This window comes from Streptomyces sp. NPDC102360 (assembly GCF_044766085.1).
Taxonomy (GTDB): domain Bacteria; phylum Actinomycetota; class Actinomycetes; order Streptomycetales; family Streptomycetaceae; genus Streptomyces.
Window position 1 is genome coordinate 51,153 of sequence record NZ_JBIWLG010000016.1, and the last position, 20,620, is coordinate 71,772.

Genomic DNA, 20,620 nt, shown 5'->3' on the forward strand with positions numbered 1-20,620 from the left:
TGCACGGATGGAGTTTTCGGCAGGCGCAGAGTTGCCGCCGAGGAGTTGTTGAGCACTCCTCGGCGGCAGGTGTCAGGCCCGGCCGGTGTCCGGTATCCGCAGGTCATGAGCGTCCACGGACACCTCGACCGCGTCGCGAGCAATGCCACGTGACACCAAGGTCCACGCCTCGCACACCGACGGATAGAAGCGGACGGTCAGCGCCTCCCCCGAACCGCTGAAGATCTCCGCGATGGAGTGGTCGAGGATGATCCGCAGCTCCACCTCGCCTCCCGGGGCGAGCTCGGGCAGTGGCATCCGGTACGCGCCCACATGGGCGCGGGCATCACCCGACGCGTGCCCCCGGTCGACCGTCAGCGCACCGTCACGGGCCTCCAGGTCCAGGTACTCGGTGCCGCCGCTCCCGCACACCAGACGCAGCCCCCACGCCGGGTCCGCACCGAAGCCGAGGCGGACGCGGACGTCGGCCGCGGCGCCGATATCCCCGAGCACGGTGGTGGTGTCCGGCTCCGTCCGGCAGGTCTCCCGCCACGTACGCGTACGCAGACCGGCCAGTTCGCGCGCCGGGGCCTGGTGGGGCTTCCCGTCGGGCCCCAGGGTGATCTCCCTCGGGACGGTGAGGACGCCGGCCCACCCCGCCTCCTTGGCGCACATCGCGTCCCGTGCCTCCCAGGACCAGCCCCACAGCAGCCACCGCCCATCCGGTGCGCGCATGAGGGCGGGGGCGTAGAAGTCGGGGCCGTGGTCGAAGCGGGTCACACCGTCGAACCGGAAACCGTCTCCGTCCCGCGCACCCGACCAGGCCACCACATGGGACGGGCCCGTGCGCTGGTACCAGGCGCTCGTGAGCAGCAGGACGCGCCCGTCGTCGTACGCGGCAAGCTGCGGGCACTCCCATGCCTCGCCCGTGCGGACCCCGGAGTCGGCGGGTGCCGTGTCCGCACGCCGGTGGAGGGCTCCCTCATACGTCCATGTGTCGAGGTCCGGTGAGGTGTACGCCAGGGCGGCGCCGTCCCCGTCGGAGCAGCCGGCGCCGACGAGCATGCGCCAGCGCTCGCCGTCCCGCCATACGTACGGGTCACGGAAGGTGGTGACACCCAACGGCGCTTCCGGGACCAGGAGTTCGGGCCGCTTGACGAACGTACGCCCATCCGGATCGGAGTCCGCCGCGGCGACCGGCTGCCAGGGGTGGCCGACTCGATGCGCCGAGTAGAAGGCGGTGATCCTGCCGTCGTGCGAGACCGCGTTGCCGGAGAAGCAGCCGTCCTCGTCCGGGTGCCCGAAGTCGGGGGCGAGGGCGAGAGGTTGGGGTTCCCAGCGCAGCAGGTCGCGGCTGCGGTAGTGGCCCCAGTGGACCTGCTCGTGCGTGGGTGCCTGCGGGTTGTGCTGGAAGAAGACGTGGTACCAACCGTTGTGGTGGACAAGCCCGTTGGGGTCGTTGATCCAGTTGGCCGGCGGCCTGAGGTGCACCTCGGGGAAGTGCGGGTCTTGGCTCACTCCTTGACCGCCTGCGCGGCCACGCCCTGGACGAAGGCGCGCTGGAAGATCAGGAAGACGACCAGCGTGGGGACGGTCATCATCGCGGCGAACGCCATGATGTCTCCCCACTGCAATGGCGGCAGTGTCTGGAAGACGGACATCCCCACCGGCAGCGGCCGTACGTCCTCGCTCCGTGTCGCCATGACCGGCCACAGCAGTTGGCCCCAGGTCATCAGAAAGCTCAGGATCGCCACGGACGCGTACGCGGGCTTCGACAGCGGCACGATGATGCTGCGGAAGGTCCGCCAGGGACCGGCCCCGTCCACGCGTGCGGCCTCCTCCAGTTCGCGGGGCAGCGCGAGGAAGAACGAGTAGAAGAGGTAGATGAAGAACGGGTTGGCGATGAACGGCACGATCTGCGCCTGATAGGTGTCGAGCCAGCCCAGCTCCGTCATCATCAGCAGCAGCGGGATGGCCAGTGCCTCGAACGGGATGATGAGGAGCGCGACCACGATCGCGACCACGACGTTGCGGCCGGTCCAGCGCAGCCTGGCGAGCGCGTAGCCGAACATGCTGTTGACGACGAGGCCGAGGCCGACCGTGGTGCCGCACACGACAAGGGAGTTGAGCAGCAGCCGGCCGAAGTTCGACCGCTCCCAGGCGCTGACGAAGTTGTCGAAGGTCGGGTGAAGCGGGATCAGGGCGCGCCAGCTGCCGCCGTCGCCGAGCACGTCCGCGTTGGGCTTGAGCGCGCCGACGAACATGAAGACCAGCGGGAACAGCATGAACAGCGCGAGGATCCCGCAGATGAGGTAGTGGAGCGGCAGGTTGTGGCGGGAGCGGCCGGGCGCGGACTGTCCCGAGCCGGTTCTGGAGGTGCTGAAGAGGGTCATCGGACGGCGCGCTCCTCACGGCCGAGCCTGCGCTGGACCAGCGAGACGGCGAGAACGAACAGGAAGAAGACGACGGCAATGGCGGAGGCCTGGCCGATCATGCGCCGGGTGTATCCGGTCTGCACGAGTTGCAGCATCATCGTGCGGGTGGAGTCCGTGGGGCCGCCGGGGAACTGCGGCATCATGTAGACCTGATCGAAAAGCCGGAAGGCGAAGATCGCCGTCACGTTGATGACGAACACCAGGGTGTTGCGCAGGCCCGGGACCGTGACATGGCGGAACTGCTGCCAGGCGCTCGCGCCGTCGACCCGCGCCGCCTCGTACAGGGAGGCGGGGATGGCCTGGAGGCCGGCCAGGAAGATCACCATCTGGAATCCGACGCCCTGCCACACCGAGGTCAGCACGATGGCGGGCATCGCCCAGCTCGTACTGGACAGCCAGCCGGGCTGCAGGTGGCCGAAGGTCAGCGTCCCCAACACCCCGTTGACGAGGCCCGAGTCGGGGAGCAGGAGCACCTTCCACACGACGGAGGCGACGGCCATCACCGTGACGGTGGGCAGGAAGTAGACCGTGCGGAAGAAGAGCCGCATCCGCAGCTGCCGGTTGACCAGGACGGCGAGTGCAAGGGCTGCGGCCGTCTGGACGGGCACGACGATGGCGGCGAACAGGGTGTTGTTGCCGAACGAGCGCCAGAACTGCGGGTCGGTGAAGATGCGCTGGTAGTTCTCGAACCCGGTGAACAGCACGGGCAGCGGCGAGGACAGCCGTTGGTTGGTGAACGACAGGACGACGGCGGAGACGAACGGGAAGATCAGGAAGACGGCCAGCAGGGCCACGGCCGGTGCGGAGAACAGGAGCGCGGCGAGCCGGCCGCGGCCGCTCCCCTTCGCCGGGGGACGACGGCGCCGGATCACGGGGGCCGGCAGCGCCCCTTGGGCGGGTTTGTCGAGGGTGGTGTGGGACATGGTGGGTCACCTCAAGGCGCAGGACGTGGTGCGGTGTCGGAGCGTCGAGCGCTCGGTGCGGCGGCGGTCCGATGAACCACGCCGCCGCACCGAGCCGTCCTCACTGGGTGGGGTAGCCGTCGTTGTCCTCGATGTCCTTGTTGATCGTGTCGACCGCCTTCTTCAGCGTCCGCGAGACGTCCTTGCCGAGGCTGATGTCGTCGATGGCCTGCGAGAACGCCTGCGTGATCGCGGGGTAGGCCGGGGTCTGCGGGCGGGGCACCGCGACCTTGGGCGACTTGTTGAGGCTGTCGGTGACCAGGCTCATCGGATCGCCCGGACCGTAGATGTCGGTGGCCTTCAAAGCCTGCTTGGTCGCCGGGGGTGCGCCGACGGCGCCGTACATGCTGAGCAGGCTCTTCTTGGTGAGCAGGTACTCCAGGAACGCGGCGGCCGCGTCGGGGTCCTCGGCCTTGCGGGTGATACCGAACTGCCAGGAGCCCATGCCGGTCTTCGAGCCGGTGCCGAAGTCGGGGAGGGGGAGTACGGCGAGGTCGTCCCCGGCGGCCTTCTTGTTGCCGTTCTTGTACGCCCACATGCCGTGCCAGGAGATCGGGCTCTTCTTCTTCAGGAACGGACTGTCGTCCTGGGCCTCGGTGTTCACGTACCCCTTCTTGAACCAGGACTGGAAGGTCTTCATGGCCTTGACGACCTCGGGCTTGTCCAGCGTTCCGGAGGCGGTCTTGTAGCCGTCGCGGTCGATGAGGTCGCCGCCGGCGGACTGGACGATGGGGCTGAAGGCGTAGCTGAACCACTCGCCCTGGCGGCCGAACCACATGTGCGGGTCAAGCGGCCGGTCGTAGCCCGCCTTCTTCAGCTTGCCGAGGATGCCGGTGAACTCCTCGGCGGTCCAGGCGTCGTCGACACCCTTGGGAATGCGGATACCGGCCTTCTTGAGGACGGACTTGTACGCGTACAGCACGATGCCGGAGTCGAAGGCGCCCACTCCGTACAACTTCTTGTCGTAGGTGCCCTGTTGGACGATCGAGGGCAGCAGGTCCTTGCGCGTGGACGACTTGAGACACTCGTCGAGCGGTATCAGGTCGCCGTTCCAGGCGTAGTTGTAGAGGTTGGGCCCGTCGAAGTCGAGCACGTCGGGCAGCTTGTCGGAGGCGGAGGCTGCCTGGACGGAGTCGTTGTACGTACCCTCGGGGACGCTCTGCACCTTCACGGTGACCTGGTCCTGGCTCTTGTTGAAGTCCTTGACCACCTTGAGGAACGTCTTCTTCTCCACTCCGCCGGCGTGGTAGAAGGCGCTGATCGTCCGCTTTCCGTCGATCTTCCCGTCGCACGAGGAGCCCCCGGAGGAGGCGGTGTCGCCCGATCCCGAGCAGCCGCTGACCGTAAGACCCAGAGCGAGGGCGGAGCAGGCCGCGACTAGGATGGTTCTGCGCATAAGGGTTCGTCCGTTCTTGAATTGGAGAGCACGGATGGGCTGCGGTGGGGCCGGGTGGCAGCCCGGCCCCACCGGATGTGCTGAGAGCCGCTCTTGGGAGATCAGTCCGCCGGGCGCGGAGAGCCGACGGACCCGCGCCCCCGCAAGGGCATCGGGACACGATGCGTCGACGCGCCCAGGGGGCCGTCCGCGAGGATCAACTCGACGGCCCGGCGCCCGAGTTCATGGTGCGGAAGCGCGACCGTGGTGAGGGCCGGCTTGAGCCAGCCGGCGATGTCCTGGTCGTCGAAGGACACGACGGAGATGTCGTCCGGGACGGAGAGTCTCGCCTCGGTGAGTGCCAGGTAGGCGCCGAAGGACACCCGGTCGGTGGAGCACACCAGCGCGCGGGGCCGACGCCCCTGGGTGAGCAGCCGGCGCACTTGAACGTAGCCGTCCTCGGCCCCCCAGTCGCATTCCACCACGCCCTCGAGGCCCGCTCCCGCCTCCCGCAGAACCTCTTGCAGTCCACGCATGCGTTCCTGGCCGGCGAAGACACCGTCCGGGGTGGCGGGGATCGCCTGGTGGCCGCCGATCGCCCAGATTCCGCCGGTGTGTCCCGCGGAGAGCAGGGCCCGCCCCGCTGTCCGGCCCGCCTCGATCTCGTCGGGGATCACCGACGGCGCGTCGAAGCCAGGGGCCAGGCAGTTGAGCAGGACCACCCGCCGCCCGTGCAGTTCGGGCGGCGGGGTGACGTAGTGGGTGTACATGGCCGCGTAGATCACGGCGTCGACCTGTCGGTCCAACAGGCCGTTGACCAGACCGGATTCGACGGCCCTGTCGCCGCCGGTCTCCGTGATGAACAGCAGGTGGTCCTTCTCGCGCGCCGCGTCGAGCGCGCCGCGGATCACCTCGCCGGCGAAGGGTGTGGTGGTGATGGTGTCGGAGACGAACCCGATGGTCTGGCTCGACTTCGTACGCAGGCTGCGGGCGGTGACATTGGGCCGGTAGCCCAGGTCGGCCGCCGCCGCCAGGACCTTGTCGCGGGACGCGTCCGAGATCCGCATGTCGGTGCGGCCGGACAGGGCGAAGGACGCCGTGGTCGGTGACACCCCCGCGCGTCGGGCCACATCGGCCATGGTCACTCGATTCGCGGCCATCTGCGCCTCGACCTCCGTTAAATCGGATTAGCAAGTCGAGGATGAGGATGCAGCGCACCCAATCTCGTGTCAACATCCCGGACGCAGCGAATCAACACCCTTTGAGACTATGGGCATTTGTACCCGATTTGGGACTGCGGAGATGTAACCCGTGCTGCGTTAGCTCTTGCGTTAGCAACTTTTGCGGTCGAACGATGCCTGCGGTCCACAGGGATAAACCGATTTGGCATCCCTGCCCCCCAACGACCGTTCAGGAGCCCTCATGGCCACCATGAACAGAAGAACAGTTCTGCGCGTCCTGTCCGTCGGCGCCGGTGCCGCGCTCATCCCGGTCGCCCGCACCGCCGCGTTCGCGAGGGACACGAGCACCCCGCTTGCCGCCGCCCTCTCCGCCCACTGGGACTTCACTGAGGGAAGCGGCGCGACGACCGAGGAACAGGTCACCCACACCTCGAACCCCATCAACTACGTCTTCAACGACGCCGTTTACAAGCCCGACAGCGACCCTCTGTGGTCGGCGAAGCGGGACGCGGACGGCATCCTCTCCGGGGCGCTGCTCTTCGACGGCTACTCCACGTGGGTCGCCCGCGGAGCCGCCGAGACCACCCTGCCCACCGACGGGCTGACCGTCGAGGCATGGGTGGCGCCCCGCGCCTTCGAGTGGGGCGACGAGGGCAAGCCCTCCGTCATCGTCAATCAACAGGACAAGGGAGCACAGCGCGGCTTCAGCCTGGGCGTCGGCAGGCACGGCGTGTGGCAGTTCGCCATCGGCACGGGAGACGCCTGGTACGAGGTGACCGCACCGAAGTCCGCCGCCCTGGCCGCCGGCAAGTGGGCCCACGTCGCGGCCGTGTTCGCTCCCGGCGACAGCGCGATCACGCTGTACCTCGACGGCACATCCGTCACCCAGTCCTCGGTCCCGTCGGCGGCTCGGTTCAGCAAGGCCGACGTCCCGCTGCTCGTCGGCCGGCACAACCAGCCCGCCGTCATCAACGGCACGTTCGCGGTCAACATGTTCAACGGCCTGATCGACGAATTGAAGCTGCACGGCGGCGCGTTGACCGCCGCCGAGGTGGCCACCAGCCACGAGACGGACCTCAAGACCTTCTCCGGCGGCACGATCCCCGAGGCCGCCCTGGCAATGGACCGCTCCCGCTACGACGGCGACCGCTACCGCCCGGCCTTCCACTTCACCGCACCCAACCACTGGATGAACGAACCGCACGCACCCCTCCAGGTCGGCGGCCAGTTCCACCTCTTCTACCAGCACAACTCCCACGGCCCGTACTGGCACAACATCTGCTGGGGCCACGCGGTCAGCAAGGACCTGGTGCACTGGCGCGACCTCCCCGTCGCCCTCGCCCCCACCGCCGACAGCGTGGCCCCCGACGGCGTCTGGTCCGGCGCCTCCACTCTCGACGCGGACGGCGTCCCGGCCCTGCTGTTCACCGCAGGCGACGACTCCCTCAAGCCCAACCAGGCCGTCGGCCTCGCCCGCCCCGTCGACCCGAGCGATCCCGACTTCGCGCAGTGGAAGATGCACGACACCCTCGTCATCAGCCAGCAGGCAGACCTCGACGTCGGCGCCGACCGCAAGGTCCGTTTCGGGGACTTCCGCGACCCGTTCGTCTGGAAGGACGGGAACACCTGGTTCCAGCTGGTGGGCTCGGGCGTCCAGACCTCCTCCGGCACCGACATCGGCGGCACGGCGCTCCTTTACACCTCCACGAACCTCACCGACTGGACGTACCGAGGACCGCTGATGGTCGGGGACGTCGCCGCCCACCCGAAGACGGGTCAGGTGTGGGAGCTGCCCACCTTCCTGCCCATCGGCAAGGACACACAGGGCCGCGAGCGCCGTGCGCTGCTGGTCAACCCGGCCTTCCCCGCAGGTCCCGGCGAGTACTCCAGCAAGTACACCTACTACTGGGCCGGCACCTGGGACGGCTCCTCCCGCGCGTGGAAGCCCGACACCACGGAGCCCCAACTGCTGGACTACGGCGAGCACTTCACCGGCCCCAGCGGCATGGTCGACGACCAGGGCCGCTCCCTGGTCTTCACCATCGCCCAGGACCGCCGCTCCGAACAAGGACACTACGACGCCGGGTGGGCGCACAACGCGGGACTCCCGATCGTGCTGTCCATGCGCGAAGACGGTGACATCAGCTTCGAGCCGGTCGCCGAAGTAGCGAAACTCCACGACGGTGAGGCAGTGGTGTCCGTGTCCGCGTCCACGTCGATCTCCGAAGCGAACGCACTGCTCGCCGCGGTCAAGGGATACCAACTGCACATCAAGCTGACGATGGAGGCGGGCAGCGCGGCCACCTTCGGCCTCGACGTACTACGCAGCCCCGGCGACGAGGAACGCACCCGCCTGTTCTACGACAAGGCTGCCTCGGAGCTGGGCGTGGACCGCACCCGCTCCGGGAACGTCTCCAGCGCTGTCGGCGACCTCGGCACGCAGAAGGGCTCTCTCGCCCTCGCCGACGGCAAGCTCACGATGGACGTCTTCGTCGACCGCTCGATCATCGAGGCGTACGCGAACACACACCGCTCGATCACGACACGGGCGTACCCCTCCCGCGACGACTCCCTCGGTCTCCAACTCTTCGGTGAGGGTGCCACCGTGACGTCGCTCACGGTGTGGAAGATGGGCGGCATGACCGCCTGAGTGCGGGCCATTGCCTGCTGAGACCGAGGCATCACTCCGCACCGGAAGGCCGGTCCGGCCTTCCGGCGCGGAGAACACCGTGTGGAACGCCCTACGGAGGTACCGCGACAAGCCGCCCGATGGTCTCGCCCGCTATAGGCGCCCGATGCCTCGCCGACCTCACGTCGGCGACCTTGCAGCCTTGATGCTCTGCGGCCCTGGGCCTGCGCCGGTACGTCGCGCGCCCGGGCAGCGGCCAGTGACCCACCACTGAGCCGGTGTCTGGTCAGGCAAGAGTGGCCGCCGTCTGCGGACTCACGCCTCGCTCGTGACGGCTCGATCCTTGGGGGCCCGTGTGGGGCCCGGGCCTGGAGTGCCCTGGCCGTGGTTGCGGATGAGGGCCACGCCGATAAGCGCGAGGAGGGAGGCGGCGGAGAGGGTGTAGAGGCCTCCATTGGTGCTGCCGGTGGTGTCCTTGAGGTAGCCGAAGAGGGTGGGCGAGACGAAGCCGCCCAGGTTGCCGAGCGAGTTGACCAGGGCAAGGCCCGCAGCGGCGATCTTCACGTCCAGGCCGTGCTGCGCCATCGGCCAGAACAGGCCGGCCGCCACTTTGCCGCCGACCGCGGCCAGCGTGATGGCGAGCAGCCCGAACCACGGCGAGCCGAGCGTGGCCAGGAAGGTGCCGATCGCAGACAGGACCAGGGCCGCGGCCAGGTAGGGGCGCCGGTCGGGGAGCCGGTCGGTGAAGTGGTTGGTGGTGTACATCGCGACGACGGCGCAGATCCACGGGACGGCGGACAGCAGACCGACCTGGAAGGGCGAGAGCCCGCCGATTTCCTCGACCAGGCTCGGCAGCCAGAAGGTGATGGCGTAGCCGGTGAGCGCCATCGCGAAGAACACACAGGTCAGTGCGGCGACTTGGCCCTGGAAGATCAGCTTGATGCCGCTGGTCTTCGGGGCGCGGCTGCGTTCCTGCCGGTCACGCTCGACCGCCGCGCTCAGCGCCTCCTTCTCCTCCGTGGACAGCCAGCGGGCGTCGCGGATACGGGAGACCAGGAAGAAGCCGGCGAAGATGCCGAACACGATGGAGAAGCCGCCCTCGAGCGCGAACATCCAGCGCCAGCCGGCGATCCCGGCGATGCCGTGCATCTCCAGGAGGGCGCCGGTGATCGGCCCGGTCACGATGTACGCGGTGGCCGAACCGCCGAGGAAGATCGCGCTGGCCTTGCCGCGGCTGGAGTTCGGCAGCCACTGCGTGAAGAACAGCATCACCCCGGGGAAGAACCCGGCCTCGGCGACACCGAGCAGGAAGCGCAGTCCGTAGAAGAGCCAGACGCTGTGGATGAAGCTCATCGCGAGGATCACGGCGCCCCAGGTGAGCATGATCCGGGTGAGCCAGACCCGGGCGCCGAGCCGCTCGAGCAGCATGTTGCTGGGCACTTCGAACAGGGCGTAGCCGATGAAGAAGAGTCCGGCGCCGAGCCCGTACGCGGTGGCGCTCACCCCGATGTCCGCACGCAGGTCGTCCTGGACGAACCCGACGTTCGTACGGTCCATCTGGTTGATCACCAGCATGAGGACGAGCACGGGCAGCATCCGCAGCAGGAACTTCCTGATCGCGCGCTGCTCAGCGGTGCGACCGGCCGCCTCGGCGGCTCGCTCGGCTCGGGTCTTCCACTTGAGGAATTGCGGGGCCATCGGGGACTCCCAGGTCTAGTGCCACGAGAAGACAGCGTTCGCGTTGTTCACATTCATGAACTTGAGTCTGAGTCGTGGGCACTTTACGAAGGGGGTTCTGCCGCGTCAATGGATCGCACGGAACTACACCCCACCTGCACGGTTGGGGAGCCGGACGCGGATCAGGGACGCGTTGAGGCTTGTCCGAAGGTCGTTCACGTACGAGAATCCCGAGTCGTGATCTGAGCCGCCCATCCGGTGCCAGGCCCACGTCCCACCGATCAGAAGGACGACGCACATGAACTCGACGACCGCCCCACCGGACGCCGGCGGCCGCATCCGCGAACTGATCGTCACGCCCATCGCGTTCGCCGACCCGCCGCTCCTGAACGCCGACGGCGTGCACGAGCCCCTCGCGCTGCGCTGCATCCTCCAACTCGTCCTGGAAGACGGCACCGTCGGACTCGGCGAGACACCCGGCGGCAGCGCGCGCCTCGCCCGCCTCCAGAGGGCCGCGAAGATACTCCCCGGCCACAACGTCTTCGACACCACCGCGTTGTGCGCCGCCGTCGACGAGACACTGCTCCCCGACGTACCCAGTGCTCACGAGCGCGGCTGGACGACCTCGGCGATCGAGGTGGCCTGCCTCGACGCGCAGGGCAAGCTCACCGGCCGCCCGGTCAGTGACCTGCTGGGCGGCGCGGTACGCGACAGCGTCCCCTTCGCCGGCTACCTCTTCTACAAGTGGGCCGAGCACCCCGCCCTCGACGGCCGCCCCGCCATCGACGACCCGTGGGGCGAGGCCCTCACCCCGGACGGCATCGTCGCGCAGGCCCGGCGCATGCAGGAGCTGTACGGGTTCACGTCCTTCAAGCTCAAGGGCGGCGTCTTCCCGCCCGACGAGGAGATCGCCGCCATCGAGGCGCTACGCGAGGCCTTCCCCGGCGCCCCGCTACGCCTGGACCCCAACACGGCCTGGACGGTGGAGACTTCGGCCTACGTGGCCAAGCGCCTGGACGGCGTCCTGGAGTACCTGGAGGACCCGACCGCCACCATCGCCGGCATGGCCGACCTGGCCCGCATCTCCCCGCTGCCGCTGGCCACCAACATGTGTGTGATCGCCTGGGAGCACCTCAAGCCCGCCGTACGCGACAACGCGATCCAGGTCCTGCTCACCGACCACCACTACTGGGGCGGCCTGCGCCGCACCCGTGAACTCGCCGCCGTCTGCGAGGCGTTCGACATCGGCCTGTCCATGCACTCCAACTCACACCTGGGCATCAGCCTCGCCGCCATGACCCACGTCGCCGCCGCGCTGCCCCGCCTCGACCACTCCTGCGACACCCACTACCCATGGAACTCGGGCAGCGACATCATCGAGCCCGGAGTCCTCAAGCTGGAGAACGGCGAGGTCCGCGTCCCCACAGGCCCCGGCCTCGGCGTCACCCTCGACACCGACGCACTGGAGCGCATGCACCGCCGCTACCTGGACTCCGGCATCCGCGACCGCGACGACAGCGGCTACATGCGCCGCGTCCACCCCGACCACCGGCCGGGCCTGCCCCGCTGGTGACGACGAGGGGCCTCACGGCACGGCGTCTGCCCGCGCCGCGGAACCTGTCCCTCGGCGACTTCTGGGATCTGTCACGGCCGGCCCGCGACGCGGGCCGGCCACGGTCAGGCCACCGGGTCGAGAAAGGTCAGGACGGAGGCGTCCTCTTCGATCAACGGACCGAGTGCGGTGTTGAACGGGGCGCCGTACGGGGCGTTCAGGTGCGCCTGGAACGCGTCCTCGTCCCGGTAGACCTCAAAGATCCAAAAGGCGCGCGGGTTCGCCGCCTTGGTGTGCACGTCGAAGGCGAGGTTCCCCGCCTCCTCACGCACCTTCCCGGCGTACTCCACGATCAGGCGGGCGACGTCGTCCCTCGCTCCCTCGCGGGCGGTGAACTCGGCCAGCAGGGTCCTCTGTTGCACATGCACGTTGCGTGTCCTTGTCTTGTCAGTCGCGGTAGGAGCCGAGATGCCAGACGCTGGCCTGGTCAAGACGCACCGAGCCGTTCTCGGCGAAGACCTCCACGCCCCGGCTGGCGGGGTCCGGGAAGATCTGGTCGGTGATCACGGACTCGCCGCTGCCGCCGAAGACCTCGACGGACGAATCGTCGACCAGGATCCGCAGCTTGACCTTGCCGTTCTTGGCCTTGAGCGGTGCGCGCTGAACGCCGGGGAAGGCGCTGCTGAAGCCGACGTCACCGGACTTGGTGCGGTCGACGTACAGCTCCTGGGCCGAGGCGTCGTAGCCGATGACGGTCTCCTCTCCCCCGGCGCCGGTGCGCACCTTGAGGCCGAAGCGTTCGGCGTCCTTGAGGGAGAAGGTCGTCTCGATGTCGAGTGCCTTGCCGTTCCCCTTCGGGCCGACCAGCGGCTTCGAGGTGTTGGTGACAGTGACGTCGGAGGCCGTCGCCGCCTTCCCCTCGCGCAGTGACGCCAGGCTCTTCACCGGTTGGCTGGTCAGCTTGGCACGGCCGTCGACGGTGCGCAGCGCCATCTCGCGCGGGATGCTCTGTGCGCTGCGCCAGGGAGTGGTGGGGATGGCGCCGGCGTACTCCCAGTCGTTCATCCAGCCGATCATGTGCCGCTTGTCGCCCGGGGTGTTCTCCCAGGACACCGCCGCGTAGTAGTCCTTGCCGTAGTCGGCCCAGTCGGCGCGCTGCACAACGGACTTGGCGGGTGCGGACGCGGTGGTGAACTGGTCTGCCATGAGGTGGCCCCAGCCCGCGGTGTTGTTGTCGACGATCTGGATCCGCGCCTGCTTGCCGGCGTAGGGCCGCATGTCGAAGGAGGCCCAGTCCAGGCTCTCGCTGTCGGCGCCGGTGGCGCTGGTGACCACCTTGCCGTCGACGAGCAGGTTGACGGATGTCTCCCGCGAGACGGGCTCGGCCCTGGTGTCCGAGAGCACGATGTGGTCGACGTTGAGGTGGCCCCAGCCGCCGGTGTTGTTGTCGACGATCCTTAGCTGTGCTTGTTTGCCGGCGAGGCCCTTGACGTCCCAGGAGGCCCAGCTGAGTGCCTCGTCGTCGTTGCCGGTCGCGCTGTGGACCACCTTGCCGTCGACGAGGAGTTCGACGGCGGTGGACTCGGCGGAGCCGGAGGCGTGGTTGCCGCCGCCGATCAGGAAGTCGATGTAGTTCTTGTCGATGGTGAACTCGGGCGAGGTGAGGGTGCCGGTCGTGGCGTCGCCGTCTCGGAAGCTGTTGGCAAGGCCTTCGCCCATATAGCCGGTGACCGGCAGCTGGTTGGGCAGGGTGCCGGGGGCCGGTGCGGTGCCGAAGGCATCGCCGGTCACCTTCCAGTCGCCGTACGTGCCGCCCTCGAAGTCGGCGAGGACCGTCCCCTCGGGCACGGGCCCCCGCTCAAGGACGGTGCCGTCCTGGTGCGGGTGCTTGCCGCCGCCGACCTTGAAGTTCAGGTACCGGTCGTCGACCGCGAAGGGCGGCGAGGTGAGAGTGCCGGTCGTCGAGTCGCCGCTGTGGAAGCTGTTGGCGAAGGCCTTGCCGTCGAATCCGGTGACCTCTCCCTGCCCGTCGAGCGCCCCGCTCGCCGGGGTCTCGCCGAAGGCCTTCCCGGTGGGCGTCCACGTACCGAATCCTGCGCCTTCGAAGTCCTGGACGACCTTGCCCTCGGGCGGGGTGTAGCTGCCCTTGTTGTCGGCGGTGAACTTCTTGCCGTCGAAGTCACCAACGAAGTACTGGGCACCCGAACCGCCCGCGACACCACCGGGGTTGATGTTGACGACCAGGACCCACTTGATCTTCTTCTTGTCCCCGTCGACGGCCATCGGGAACAGGTCGGGGCACTCCCAGACGCCGCCCGTCGCACCCGCCGGGCCGAACTCGCTGAGCTGCTCCCAGTCCTTGAGGTTCTTGGACGAGTAGAACCGCACCTTGTGCTCGGCGGACAGCGACACCGTCATCAGCCAACTCTTGGTGGGCTCGTACCACTGCACCTTCGGGTCGCGGAAGTCCTTCGAGCCGATGTCGATGACGGGATTGCCCTTGTACTTGGTGAAGGTGCGGCCGCGGTCGGTGCTGTAGGCGATCGACTGCGCCTGCGTGCCCGTGCTGTTGTCGAGACTCGTGTAGATCGCCACCATGGGCGGGTTCGTCTTCGTGCCGAAGCCGGTGGTGTTGTTCCGGTCGACGACCGCGCTGCCGGAGAACACCATCTCCTTGTCGTCGTGCGACAGGGCGAGCGGCAGCTCCTTCCAGTGCACGAGATCCTTGCTCACCGCGTGGCCCCAGGACATGTCTCCCCACGAGTTGCCATTGGGGTTGTACTGGTAGAAGAGGTGGTACTCGCCCTTGTAGTACACGAGGCCGTTGGGGTCGTTCATCCAGTTCTTCTGCGGTGTGTAGTGGAACTGGGGTCGGTAGGTCTCGGTGTACGGCGGGTTGTCGGCGGCCGCGGCGTGCGGCGCGAGCGGGGCCGCGGACAGGGCGCAGACGGTCGCCACCGCCGCGATCGCCCGTCTGCGGGCATGCCGGGATACACGTACAGAGCTCATGGAAGTCTCCTGTGCTGCGGCGATCCGCGCGGCGGAGCCTGGTGTCCGGCGCGGTGGAACCAAAGAGTGCTGCCCTGGTACCGGCACCGTCGTCCACGGCGCAGGACGGGCTGCCATCGATGACTTGTGTCATCGATGACATCGAGCGGCCTGATACTGACCGCATTACGCCCGACTCGTCAACGGTTTCGGTGAGACGGCCTGCCTTTACGTCATACGGCGCCGACAGCCTCCGACCGCTTCAACTGCTCCTGCCACGGCGGGTTGGGGCCGGCCACCGAGCAGGTCAGGGCCGCCACCCGGGCACCGAACGCGCAGGCTTCGGCGACATCGTCGAGACGCAGTCCTGTCAGCCGGCCGCCGAGCAGTCCGCGGGCGCCGAGATGGTGCAGCAGACCGGCGGTGAAGGAGTCCCCGGCGCCGACCGTGTCGACCACCCGCGTCTGTGTCGCGGGCACCTCGATGCGTACGCCGTCGAGCGAGGCCAGGGCGCCGGCGGCGCCGCGCGTGATCACGACGAGCCGCACCCCTGTGGCATGCCAGAGGTCGCACGCCCGCTCGGGAGACGTGTCAGGCAACAGGAGTTCGAGGTCGTCCTCGCTCAGCCGGAGCACATCGGCGAGGCCGCACCAGTGCGCAAGGCGCGCCCGGTAGACGTCGGGACGCACGAGCAGCGGGCGGACATTGGGATCGATACTGATGGTCGCGCCGGGTGCGGCCGCCGCCAGGAAGTCCTCCACCACGGCGCCGCCTGGTTCGCGGACGAGCGCCAGCGAACCGGTGTGCAGGCAGGCGGTGTCGGACAGGTCGACCCGTGCCAACTCCTCGGCCGTCCACTGCCAGTCGGCCGTGTTCTGCGCGTGGAAGGAGAACGCGGCCTGCCCCAGGGCGTCCAGCTCCGCCACCGCCAAGGTGCTGGGCTCCGCGGCCGGTACGGCGTCCGACAGGTCCACCCCCGACGCCTCCAGGTGGGCGCGGAACAGCCGGCCGAACACGTCGTCGGACAGCCGCGCGAGGAAGCGGGCCGGGGTGCCGAGCCGGGCCAGGGCCACCGCCGTGTTCGCGGGTCCGCCGCCCGGCTGTACCCGCAGGGCCAGCTCGTTCGAGGTGCCTGAAGGTTGGGCGAACGCGTCCGCGACGCACTCCCCCAGGACGGTGATCTGACGCGGGTTCATGGGCTGCTCATCTCTGCGGGATCAAGATCGACGGGGGTACCGGTCACGTCGGGGTGCTGCTGCGAGAGTGCCGCGGCGGTGAACTCCCGCCGAGGTTTACCGATTTGTGACGGGTGCAAGGCATTGACGTTTCCTGGCAGCGGAGTCCATCATCCTCGCCATGCGCTGTCAACGATGACATAAGTCATCGATGACACTCCGGAACGGCGTACTCCGATGCCGTCAACCGCCCGTAACTCCGCAGGAGTTGTTCATGTCTCGCACCTCGCGTTTGTCCTCTTCCCTGCTCAGAGTCGCCGCGTGTACCTCGGTCGCGGCCCTCGCCCTGACGGCCTGCGGATCCGGATCCGGGTCGGACTCGAAGGCCGCCGGCTCCGGCTCCGACTCCGGCAAGGTGAAGGTCGGGCTGATCACCAAGACCGACACCAACCCGTTCTTCGTGAAGATGAAGGAGGGCGCGGAGAAGGCCGCCAAAGAGGATGGCGCCCAACTCATGACCTCGGCGGGCAAGTTCGACGGGGACAACGCCGGTCAGGTCACCGCGGTCGAGAACATGATCGCCGCAGGGGTGAAGGGCATTCTGATCACACCGAGCGACTCCAAGGCGATCGTGCCCGCCATCGAGAAGGCCAAGGCCAAGGGCATCCTGGTCATCGCGCTCGACACCCCGACCGAGCCGCAGAGCGCCGTCGACGCCCTCTTCGCCACGGACAACCTCAAGGCCGGCGAGTTGATCGGCGAGTACACCAAGGCCGCTATGAAGGGCAAGAAGGCGAAGATCGCCGCACTCGACCTCGCACCCGGTGTCTCCGTCGGCGTCCAGCGGCACAACGGGTTCCTCAAGGGCTTCGGCATCACCGACAAGGACGTCGCGTGCGCCCAGGACACCGGCGGTGACCAGGCCAAGGGCCAGACCGCCATGGAGAACTGCCTGCAGAAGGAACCCGGCATCAACGTCGTCTACACGATCAACGAGCCGGCCGCCCTGGGCGCGTACACCGCGCTGAAGGCCAAGGGCCGGGAGAAGGACGTCCTGATCGTCTCCGTCGACGGCGGCTGCACCGGCACCAAGGCCGTCAAGGACGGCAAGATCGCCGCCACTTCGCAGCAGTACCCGCTGAAGATGGCCGCCGAAGGCGTCAAGGCCGTCGTGACGTACGCCAAGGACGGCAAGAAGGCGTCCGGTTACACGGACACCGGTGCCACCCTGATCGCCGACAAGGCCGCGACGGGCGTCACCTCCAAGGACACCGGATTCGGCCTGAAGAACTGCTGGGGCTGAGCCGCCCTGCCCGCCCAGCCGCCGCCCCACGCATCCCACAGCGGGGCGGCCGCCCCACCACCTCCACGCCCCGGGACGGCCGCCCCTCTCGTCCTGTGACCAGGACTTGAGTCTTCCGACAAGGACCTCGCATGACCGCCACGTCCACACCCCCGAGCACGTCCTCGCCGTACACCGAGCTCAAAGCGCCGACCGCGGCCCGCAGACTGCTCACGGCACCGACCACAGGGCCGCTGATCGCCTTCGTTCTCGCCTGTGTCTTCTTCTCCATCTCCTCGGACCAGTTCCTCACGGGCGGGAACTTCTCCCTGATCGTGCAGCAGGTCATGGTCGTCGGCACCCTCGCCATCGGGCAGACCCTGATCATCCTCACCGCGGGCATCGACCTGTCGTGCGGGGCCGTGATGGCGTTCGGCACCATCGTCATCGCCAAGACGGCCGCCGACGGTTCCCTGCCCCCGCTCCTCGCCATCGGCCTGGGTCTGGTGGTCTGCGGCGGGTTCGGGCTGCTCAACGGGCTGCTCGTGCAGAAGATCCCGCTGCCGCCGTTCATCGTGACCCTCGGCATGCTCAACGTGGCGTTCGCGCTGACCCATATCTACTCCGAGGAGAAGACGGTCAGCAGCCTGCCGGGCCCGCTGACCGCCCTCGGGCAGACCTTCCCGCTCGGCCACACCGACATCACCTACGGCTCGCTGGTCACCATCGCCCTGTTCCTCCTCCTCGCCTACGCGCTGAGCAGCACCGGCTGGGGGCGGCACGTCTACGCCCTCGGCAACAGCCAGGAGGCGGCACGCCTCAACGGCATCCGCACCTCCCGGCTCGCCGTCGGCATCTACACCGTCGCCGGCGTCCTGTACGGGATCGCCGCCCTGCTGCTCGTCTCCCGCACCGGAGTCGGTGACCCGCAGGCGGGCCAGACCGACAACCTCGACAGCATCACGGCGGTGGTGCTGGGCGGCACCAGCCTGTTCGGCGGCCGCGGTTCGGTGCTCGGCACGTTCATCGGCGTCCTCATCGTCGGTGTGTTCCGCAACGGCCTGCAGCTCATGGGCGTCGCCTCCACCTACCAGACCCTGATCACCGGGGTCCTGGTGATCCTCGCCGTGACCGTCGACCAGATCTCCCGAAAGAAGTCCCGATGACCGCCACCACCTCCTCAACTCCCGTTCTGCAGGCGCGCGGTCTGGTCAAGCGCTACGGCCACGTCACCGCCATCGACGGCGCCGACTTCGACCTCCTGCCGGGTGAGGTCCTCGCCGTCATCGGAGACAACGGAGCCGGCAAGACCAGCCTCATCAAGGCCCTCACCGGCGCCGTGACCCCCGACGCGGGCGAAATACGCCTCGACGGCAAGCCCATCCAGTTCTCCGGACCGCAGAGCGCACGCGCCCACGGCATCGAAACGGTCTATCAGGACCTCGCCGTGGCCGCCTCCATGGACATCGCCTCCAACATGTTCCTCGGCCGCGAACTGCGTCGCCCTGGCGTCCTCGGCAGCGTTTTTCGCATGCTGGACAAGAAGCGGATGCGTCAGGAGGCCGCCGAGCACATGGCCGGCCTGAAGATCGGCCTGCGCTCGCTCACGCAGTCGGTCGAGACCCTCTCCGGCGGACAGCGGCAGGCCGTCGCCGTGGCCCGTTCCGTCGCCTGGGCCCGCAGCGTCGTCGTCATGGACGAACCCACCGCCGCCCTCGGCGTCAAGGAGTCCGCACAGGTCCTCGACCTCATCCGCCGCGTCCGCGACCAGGGCATGCCGGTCGTGCTGATCAGCCACAACATGCCCCATGTCTTCGAGATCGCCGACCGGATCCACGTCCACCGGCTCGGCCGGCGCGCCGCCCTGATCAAGCCCACCGACTACTCCATGGCGGAGGTCGTCGCCATCATGACCGGCGCACTCGCTGTCGACGAGGCAGGAGATACTGTCATCGCGGATTCCGAGGCGGCGAAGGCCGCGGGGGTCCGGGCCACCTGACCACACGCACACACCGCTCACGGGTTCCGGCCGGGGCCGAGGCCGGAACCGTAAGAGCACAGGAGACGGTTTCCTTCATGGCAGCGAACCGCCGCCCCACGCTGGCCGACGTCGCCCGCGAAGTAGGGGTCAGCGCCAAGACCGTCTCCCGCGTCCTCAACGAGGACGGACCCGCATCCGCCCAGACCCGGGAACAGGTGCTCGCCGCCGTCGCGAAACTCGGCTTCCAACCGAACCTCATGGCACGCAACATCCGCGTCGGCGGCCCCGACACCACCATCGGACTGATCGTCCCCGACCTCAGCAACCCCTTCTTCGGCGCCGTGGCCCGCAGCATCGAGGAAACCGTCCACGACCGCGGACTGACCCTCCTCATGGGGTCGTCCGCGGACGACCCCGACCGCGAACGCGCGCTGACGGACAAGTTCCTCGCCCGCCGGGTCAGCATCTTGATGGTCGTACCGTCCGTCGGCGCCGACCACTCCCCTCTCAAGACACACCGCTCCGCGGGCCTGCCCATCGTCTTCATCGACCGCCCCGGGGCGGGCCTGTCCGCGGACAGCGTCGTCAGCTCCAACCGTGCCGGCACCCACGAAGGCGTCGCCCACCTGATCGCCCACGGCCACCGGCGCATCAGCTTCATCGGCGACCTGCCGACCAAGCTCTACACGCGCCGGGAACGTCTCGCCGGATACCGCGAAGCCCTCCAGGAAGCCGGACTTCCGCACGACCGCGCCCTGGTTGCCAACGCGCACGACCAGCAGGGAGCCGCGGCCGCGACCGCACAACTCCTCGACCTGGCCGATCCCCCCACCGCCCTGTTCGCCGGCAACAACATCATCGCCGTCGGGATCGTCGCCGAACTCGCCCGCAACAAACGGAAAGACATCGCCGTCGTGTCCTTCGACGACGTGCCGCTCGCCGAGGCCCTGGAGCCGGCCCTGACCGTCGTCGCCCAGGACGCCGACGCGATCGGCGCGGCGGCCGCCACCAGGGCCCTGGCCCGCCTCGACGGCGACCGCTCACGCGCCGGCACGATCACGGTCCCGACGCGACTGATCGTGCGGAGCTCTGGCGGGAACCTCACGCAATAGGCAGAGACTGGCGCAGCGTCCAAGCGGTCAACATCACGAGCCCGCCGATCGAAGTGCCATCCGTAGAGACGTTCCCGGCGGCCGTCCTCGACTGCAACGGCCACGAACCCATGGCGCTCTCGGCGTCTGCAGCCGGCGCCGACTCACACGGCCGTGCCTCACGCGGCTGAGAACCTCGTACGCCGACGGCACCGTGCACGTCGTCGGCGACAGCGCGCGTAGCGATGCGTCCCTGCGACGGCCCGCTGCCAAGCCGGACGCACGTTGCGAACGCGGCGGCCCGGATGGCTAG

15 protein-coding genes are annotated in these 20,620 nt (G+C 68.6%); 6 read left to right on the forward strand and 9 right to left on the reverse strand.

The window, feature by feature from the left end; translation table 11 throughout:
• Window positions 1–72: 72 nt before the first annotated feature.
• The 5 genes from ACIRHA_RS38715 to ACIRHA_RS38735 form a co-directional block, all read right to left on the reverse strand.
• Window positions 73–1,497, reverse strand: coding sequence for a glycoside hydrolase family 32 protein (locus ACIRHA_RS38715; protein WP_403855751.1), 1,425 nt, complete (start codon window positions 1,495–1,497; stop codon window positions 73–75).
• Window positions 1,494–2,372 (reverse strand): carbohydrate ABC transporter permease, encoded by an 879-nt coding sequence (locus ACIRHA_RS38720; protein ID WP_403855753.1) that lies wholly within the window; start codon window positions 2,370–2,372, stop codon window positions 1,494–1,496. The genes ACIRHA_RS38715 and ACIRHA_RS38720 overlap by 4 nt, the downstream gene beginning before the upstream one ends.
• On the reverse strand, window positions 2,369–3,337 hold the full coding sequence (locus ACIRHA_RS38725; RefSeq protein WP_403855755.1) for a carbohydrate ABC transporter permease: 969 nt from the start codon (window positions 3,335–3,337) through the stop codon (window positions 2,369–2,371). The genes ACIRHA_RS38720 and ACIRHA_RS38725 overlap by 4 nt, the downstream gene beginning before the upstream one ends.
• Before the next feature lie 100 nt (window positions 3,338–3,437).
• Entirely contained in the window at window positions 3,438–4,772 is a 1,335-nt protein-coding gene (locus tag ACIRHA_RS38730; RefSeq protein WP_403855757.1) for an ABC transporter substrate-binding protein, read from the reverse strand.
• Between the two features lie 101 nt (window positions 4,773–4,873).
• Window positions 4,874–5,911, reverse strand: a complete 1,038-nt coding sequence (locus ACIRHA_RS38735) for a LacI family DNA-binding transcriptional regulator (protein WP_403855759.1) — start codon at window positions 5,909–5,911, stop codon at window positions 4,874–4,876.
• A gap of 262 nt (window positions 5,912–6,173) precedes the next feature.
• Between ACIRHA_RS38735 and ACIRHA_RS38740 the strand changes: the two genes are divergently transcribed.
• Window positions 6,174–8,582 (forward strand): GH32 C-terminal domain-containing protein, encoded by a 2,409-nt coding sequence (locus ACIRHA_RS38740; RefSeq protein WP_403855761.1) that lies wholly within the window; start codon window positions 6,174–6,176, stop codon window positions 8,580–8,582.
• A 294-nt stretch (window positions 8,583–8,876) separates the two neighbouring features.
• On the opposite strand, the gene ACIRHA_RS38745 is transcribed toward ACIRHA_RS38740, so the two are convergent.
• Entirely contained in the window at window positions 8,877–10,259 is a 1,383-nt protein-coding gene (locus tag ACIRHA_RS38745; RefSeq protein WP_403855763.1) for an MFS transporter, read from the reverse strand.
• A gap of 277 nt (window positions 10,260–10,536) precedes the next feature.
• Between ACIRHA_RS38745 and ACIRHA_RS38750 the strand changes: the two genes are divergently transcribed.
• A complete protein-coding gene (locus ACIRHA_RS38750) occupies window positions 10,537–11,811 on the forward strand; it encodes a glucarate dehydratase family protein (RefSeq protein ID WP_403855765.1) in 1,275 nt (424 codons plus the stop codon).
• Window positions 11,812–11,915: 104 nt separating this feature from the next.
• Here the strand turns inward: ACIRHA_RS38750 and ACIRHA_RS38755 are convergent, their stop codons facing one another.
• From ACIRHA_RS38755 to ACIRHA_RS38765, 3 genes are all read right to left on the reverse strand, one after another.
• Complete coding sequence (locus tag ACIRHA_RS38755; RefSeq protein WP_403855767.1) at window positions 11,916–12,218, reverse strand: putative quinol monooxygenase; 303 nt, start codon at window positions 12,216–12,218, stop codon at window positions 11,916–11,918.
• A gap of 19 nt (window positions 12,219–12,237) precedes the next feature.
• Window positions 12,238–14,799, reverse strand: a complete 2,562-nt coding sequence (locus ACIRHA_RS38760; RefSeq protein WP_403855769.1) for a GH32 C-terminal domain-containing protein — start codon at window positions 14,797–14,799, stop codon at window positions 12,238–12,240.
• 212 nt (window positions 14,800–15,011) lie between these two features.
• Window positions 15,012–15,974 carry a carbohydrate kinase gene (locus ACIRHA_RS38765; protein WP_403855771.1) on the reverse strand — a complete coding sequence of 321 codons (963 nt, stop codon included), beginning with the start codon at window positions 15,972–15,974 and terminating at the stop codon, window positions 15,012–15,014.
• A gap of 253 nt (window positions 15,975–16,227) precedes the next feature.
• Here ACIRHA_RS38765 and ACIRHA_RS38770 point away from each other — a divergent pair, with 253 nt between their 5' ends.
• The 4 genes from ACIRHA_RS38770 (at window position 16,228) to ACIRHA_RS38785 (ending at window position 20,328) form a co-directional block, all read left to right on the forward strand.
• Entirely contained in the window at window positions 16,228–17,256 is a 1,029-nt protein-coding gene (locus ACIRHA_RS38770) for a substrate-binding domain-containing protein (protein ID WP_403855773.1), read from the forward strand.
• A gap of 131 nt (window positions 17,257–17,387) precedes the next feature.
• Window positions 17,388–18,401: an ABC transporter permease gene (locus ACIRHA_RS38775; RefSeq protein ID WP_403855775.1), complete on the forward strand. Its 1,014-nt coding sequence runs from the start codon at window positions 17,388–17,390 to the stop codon at window positions 18,399–18,401.
• Entirely contained in the window at window positions 18,398–19,234 is an 837-nt protein-coding gene (locus ACIRHA_RS38780) for an ATP-binding cassette domain-containing protein (RefSeq protein ID WP_403855777.1), read from the forward strand. Before ACIRHA_RS38775 ends, ACIRHA_RS38780 begins: the two co-directional genes overlap by 4 nt.
• Before the next feature lie 77 nt (window positions 19,235–19,311).
• Entirely contained in the window at window positions 19,312–20,328 is a 1,017-nt protein-coding gene (locus ACIRHA_RS38785; RefSeq protein ID WP_403855779.1) for a LacI family DNA-binding transcriptional regulator, read from the forward strand.
• Window positions 20,329–20,620 lie beyond the last annotated feature (292 nt).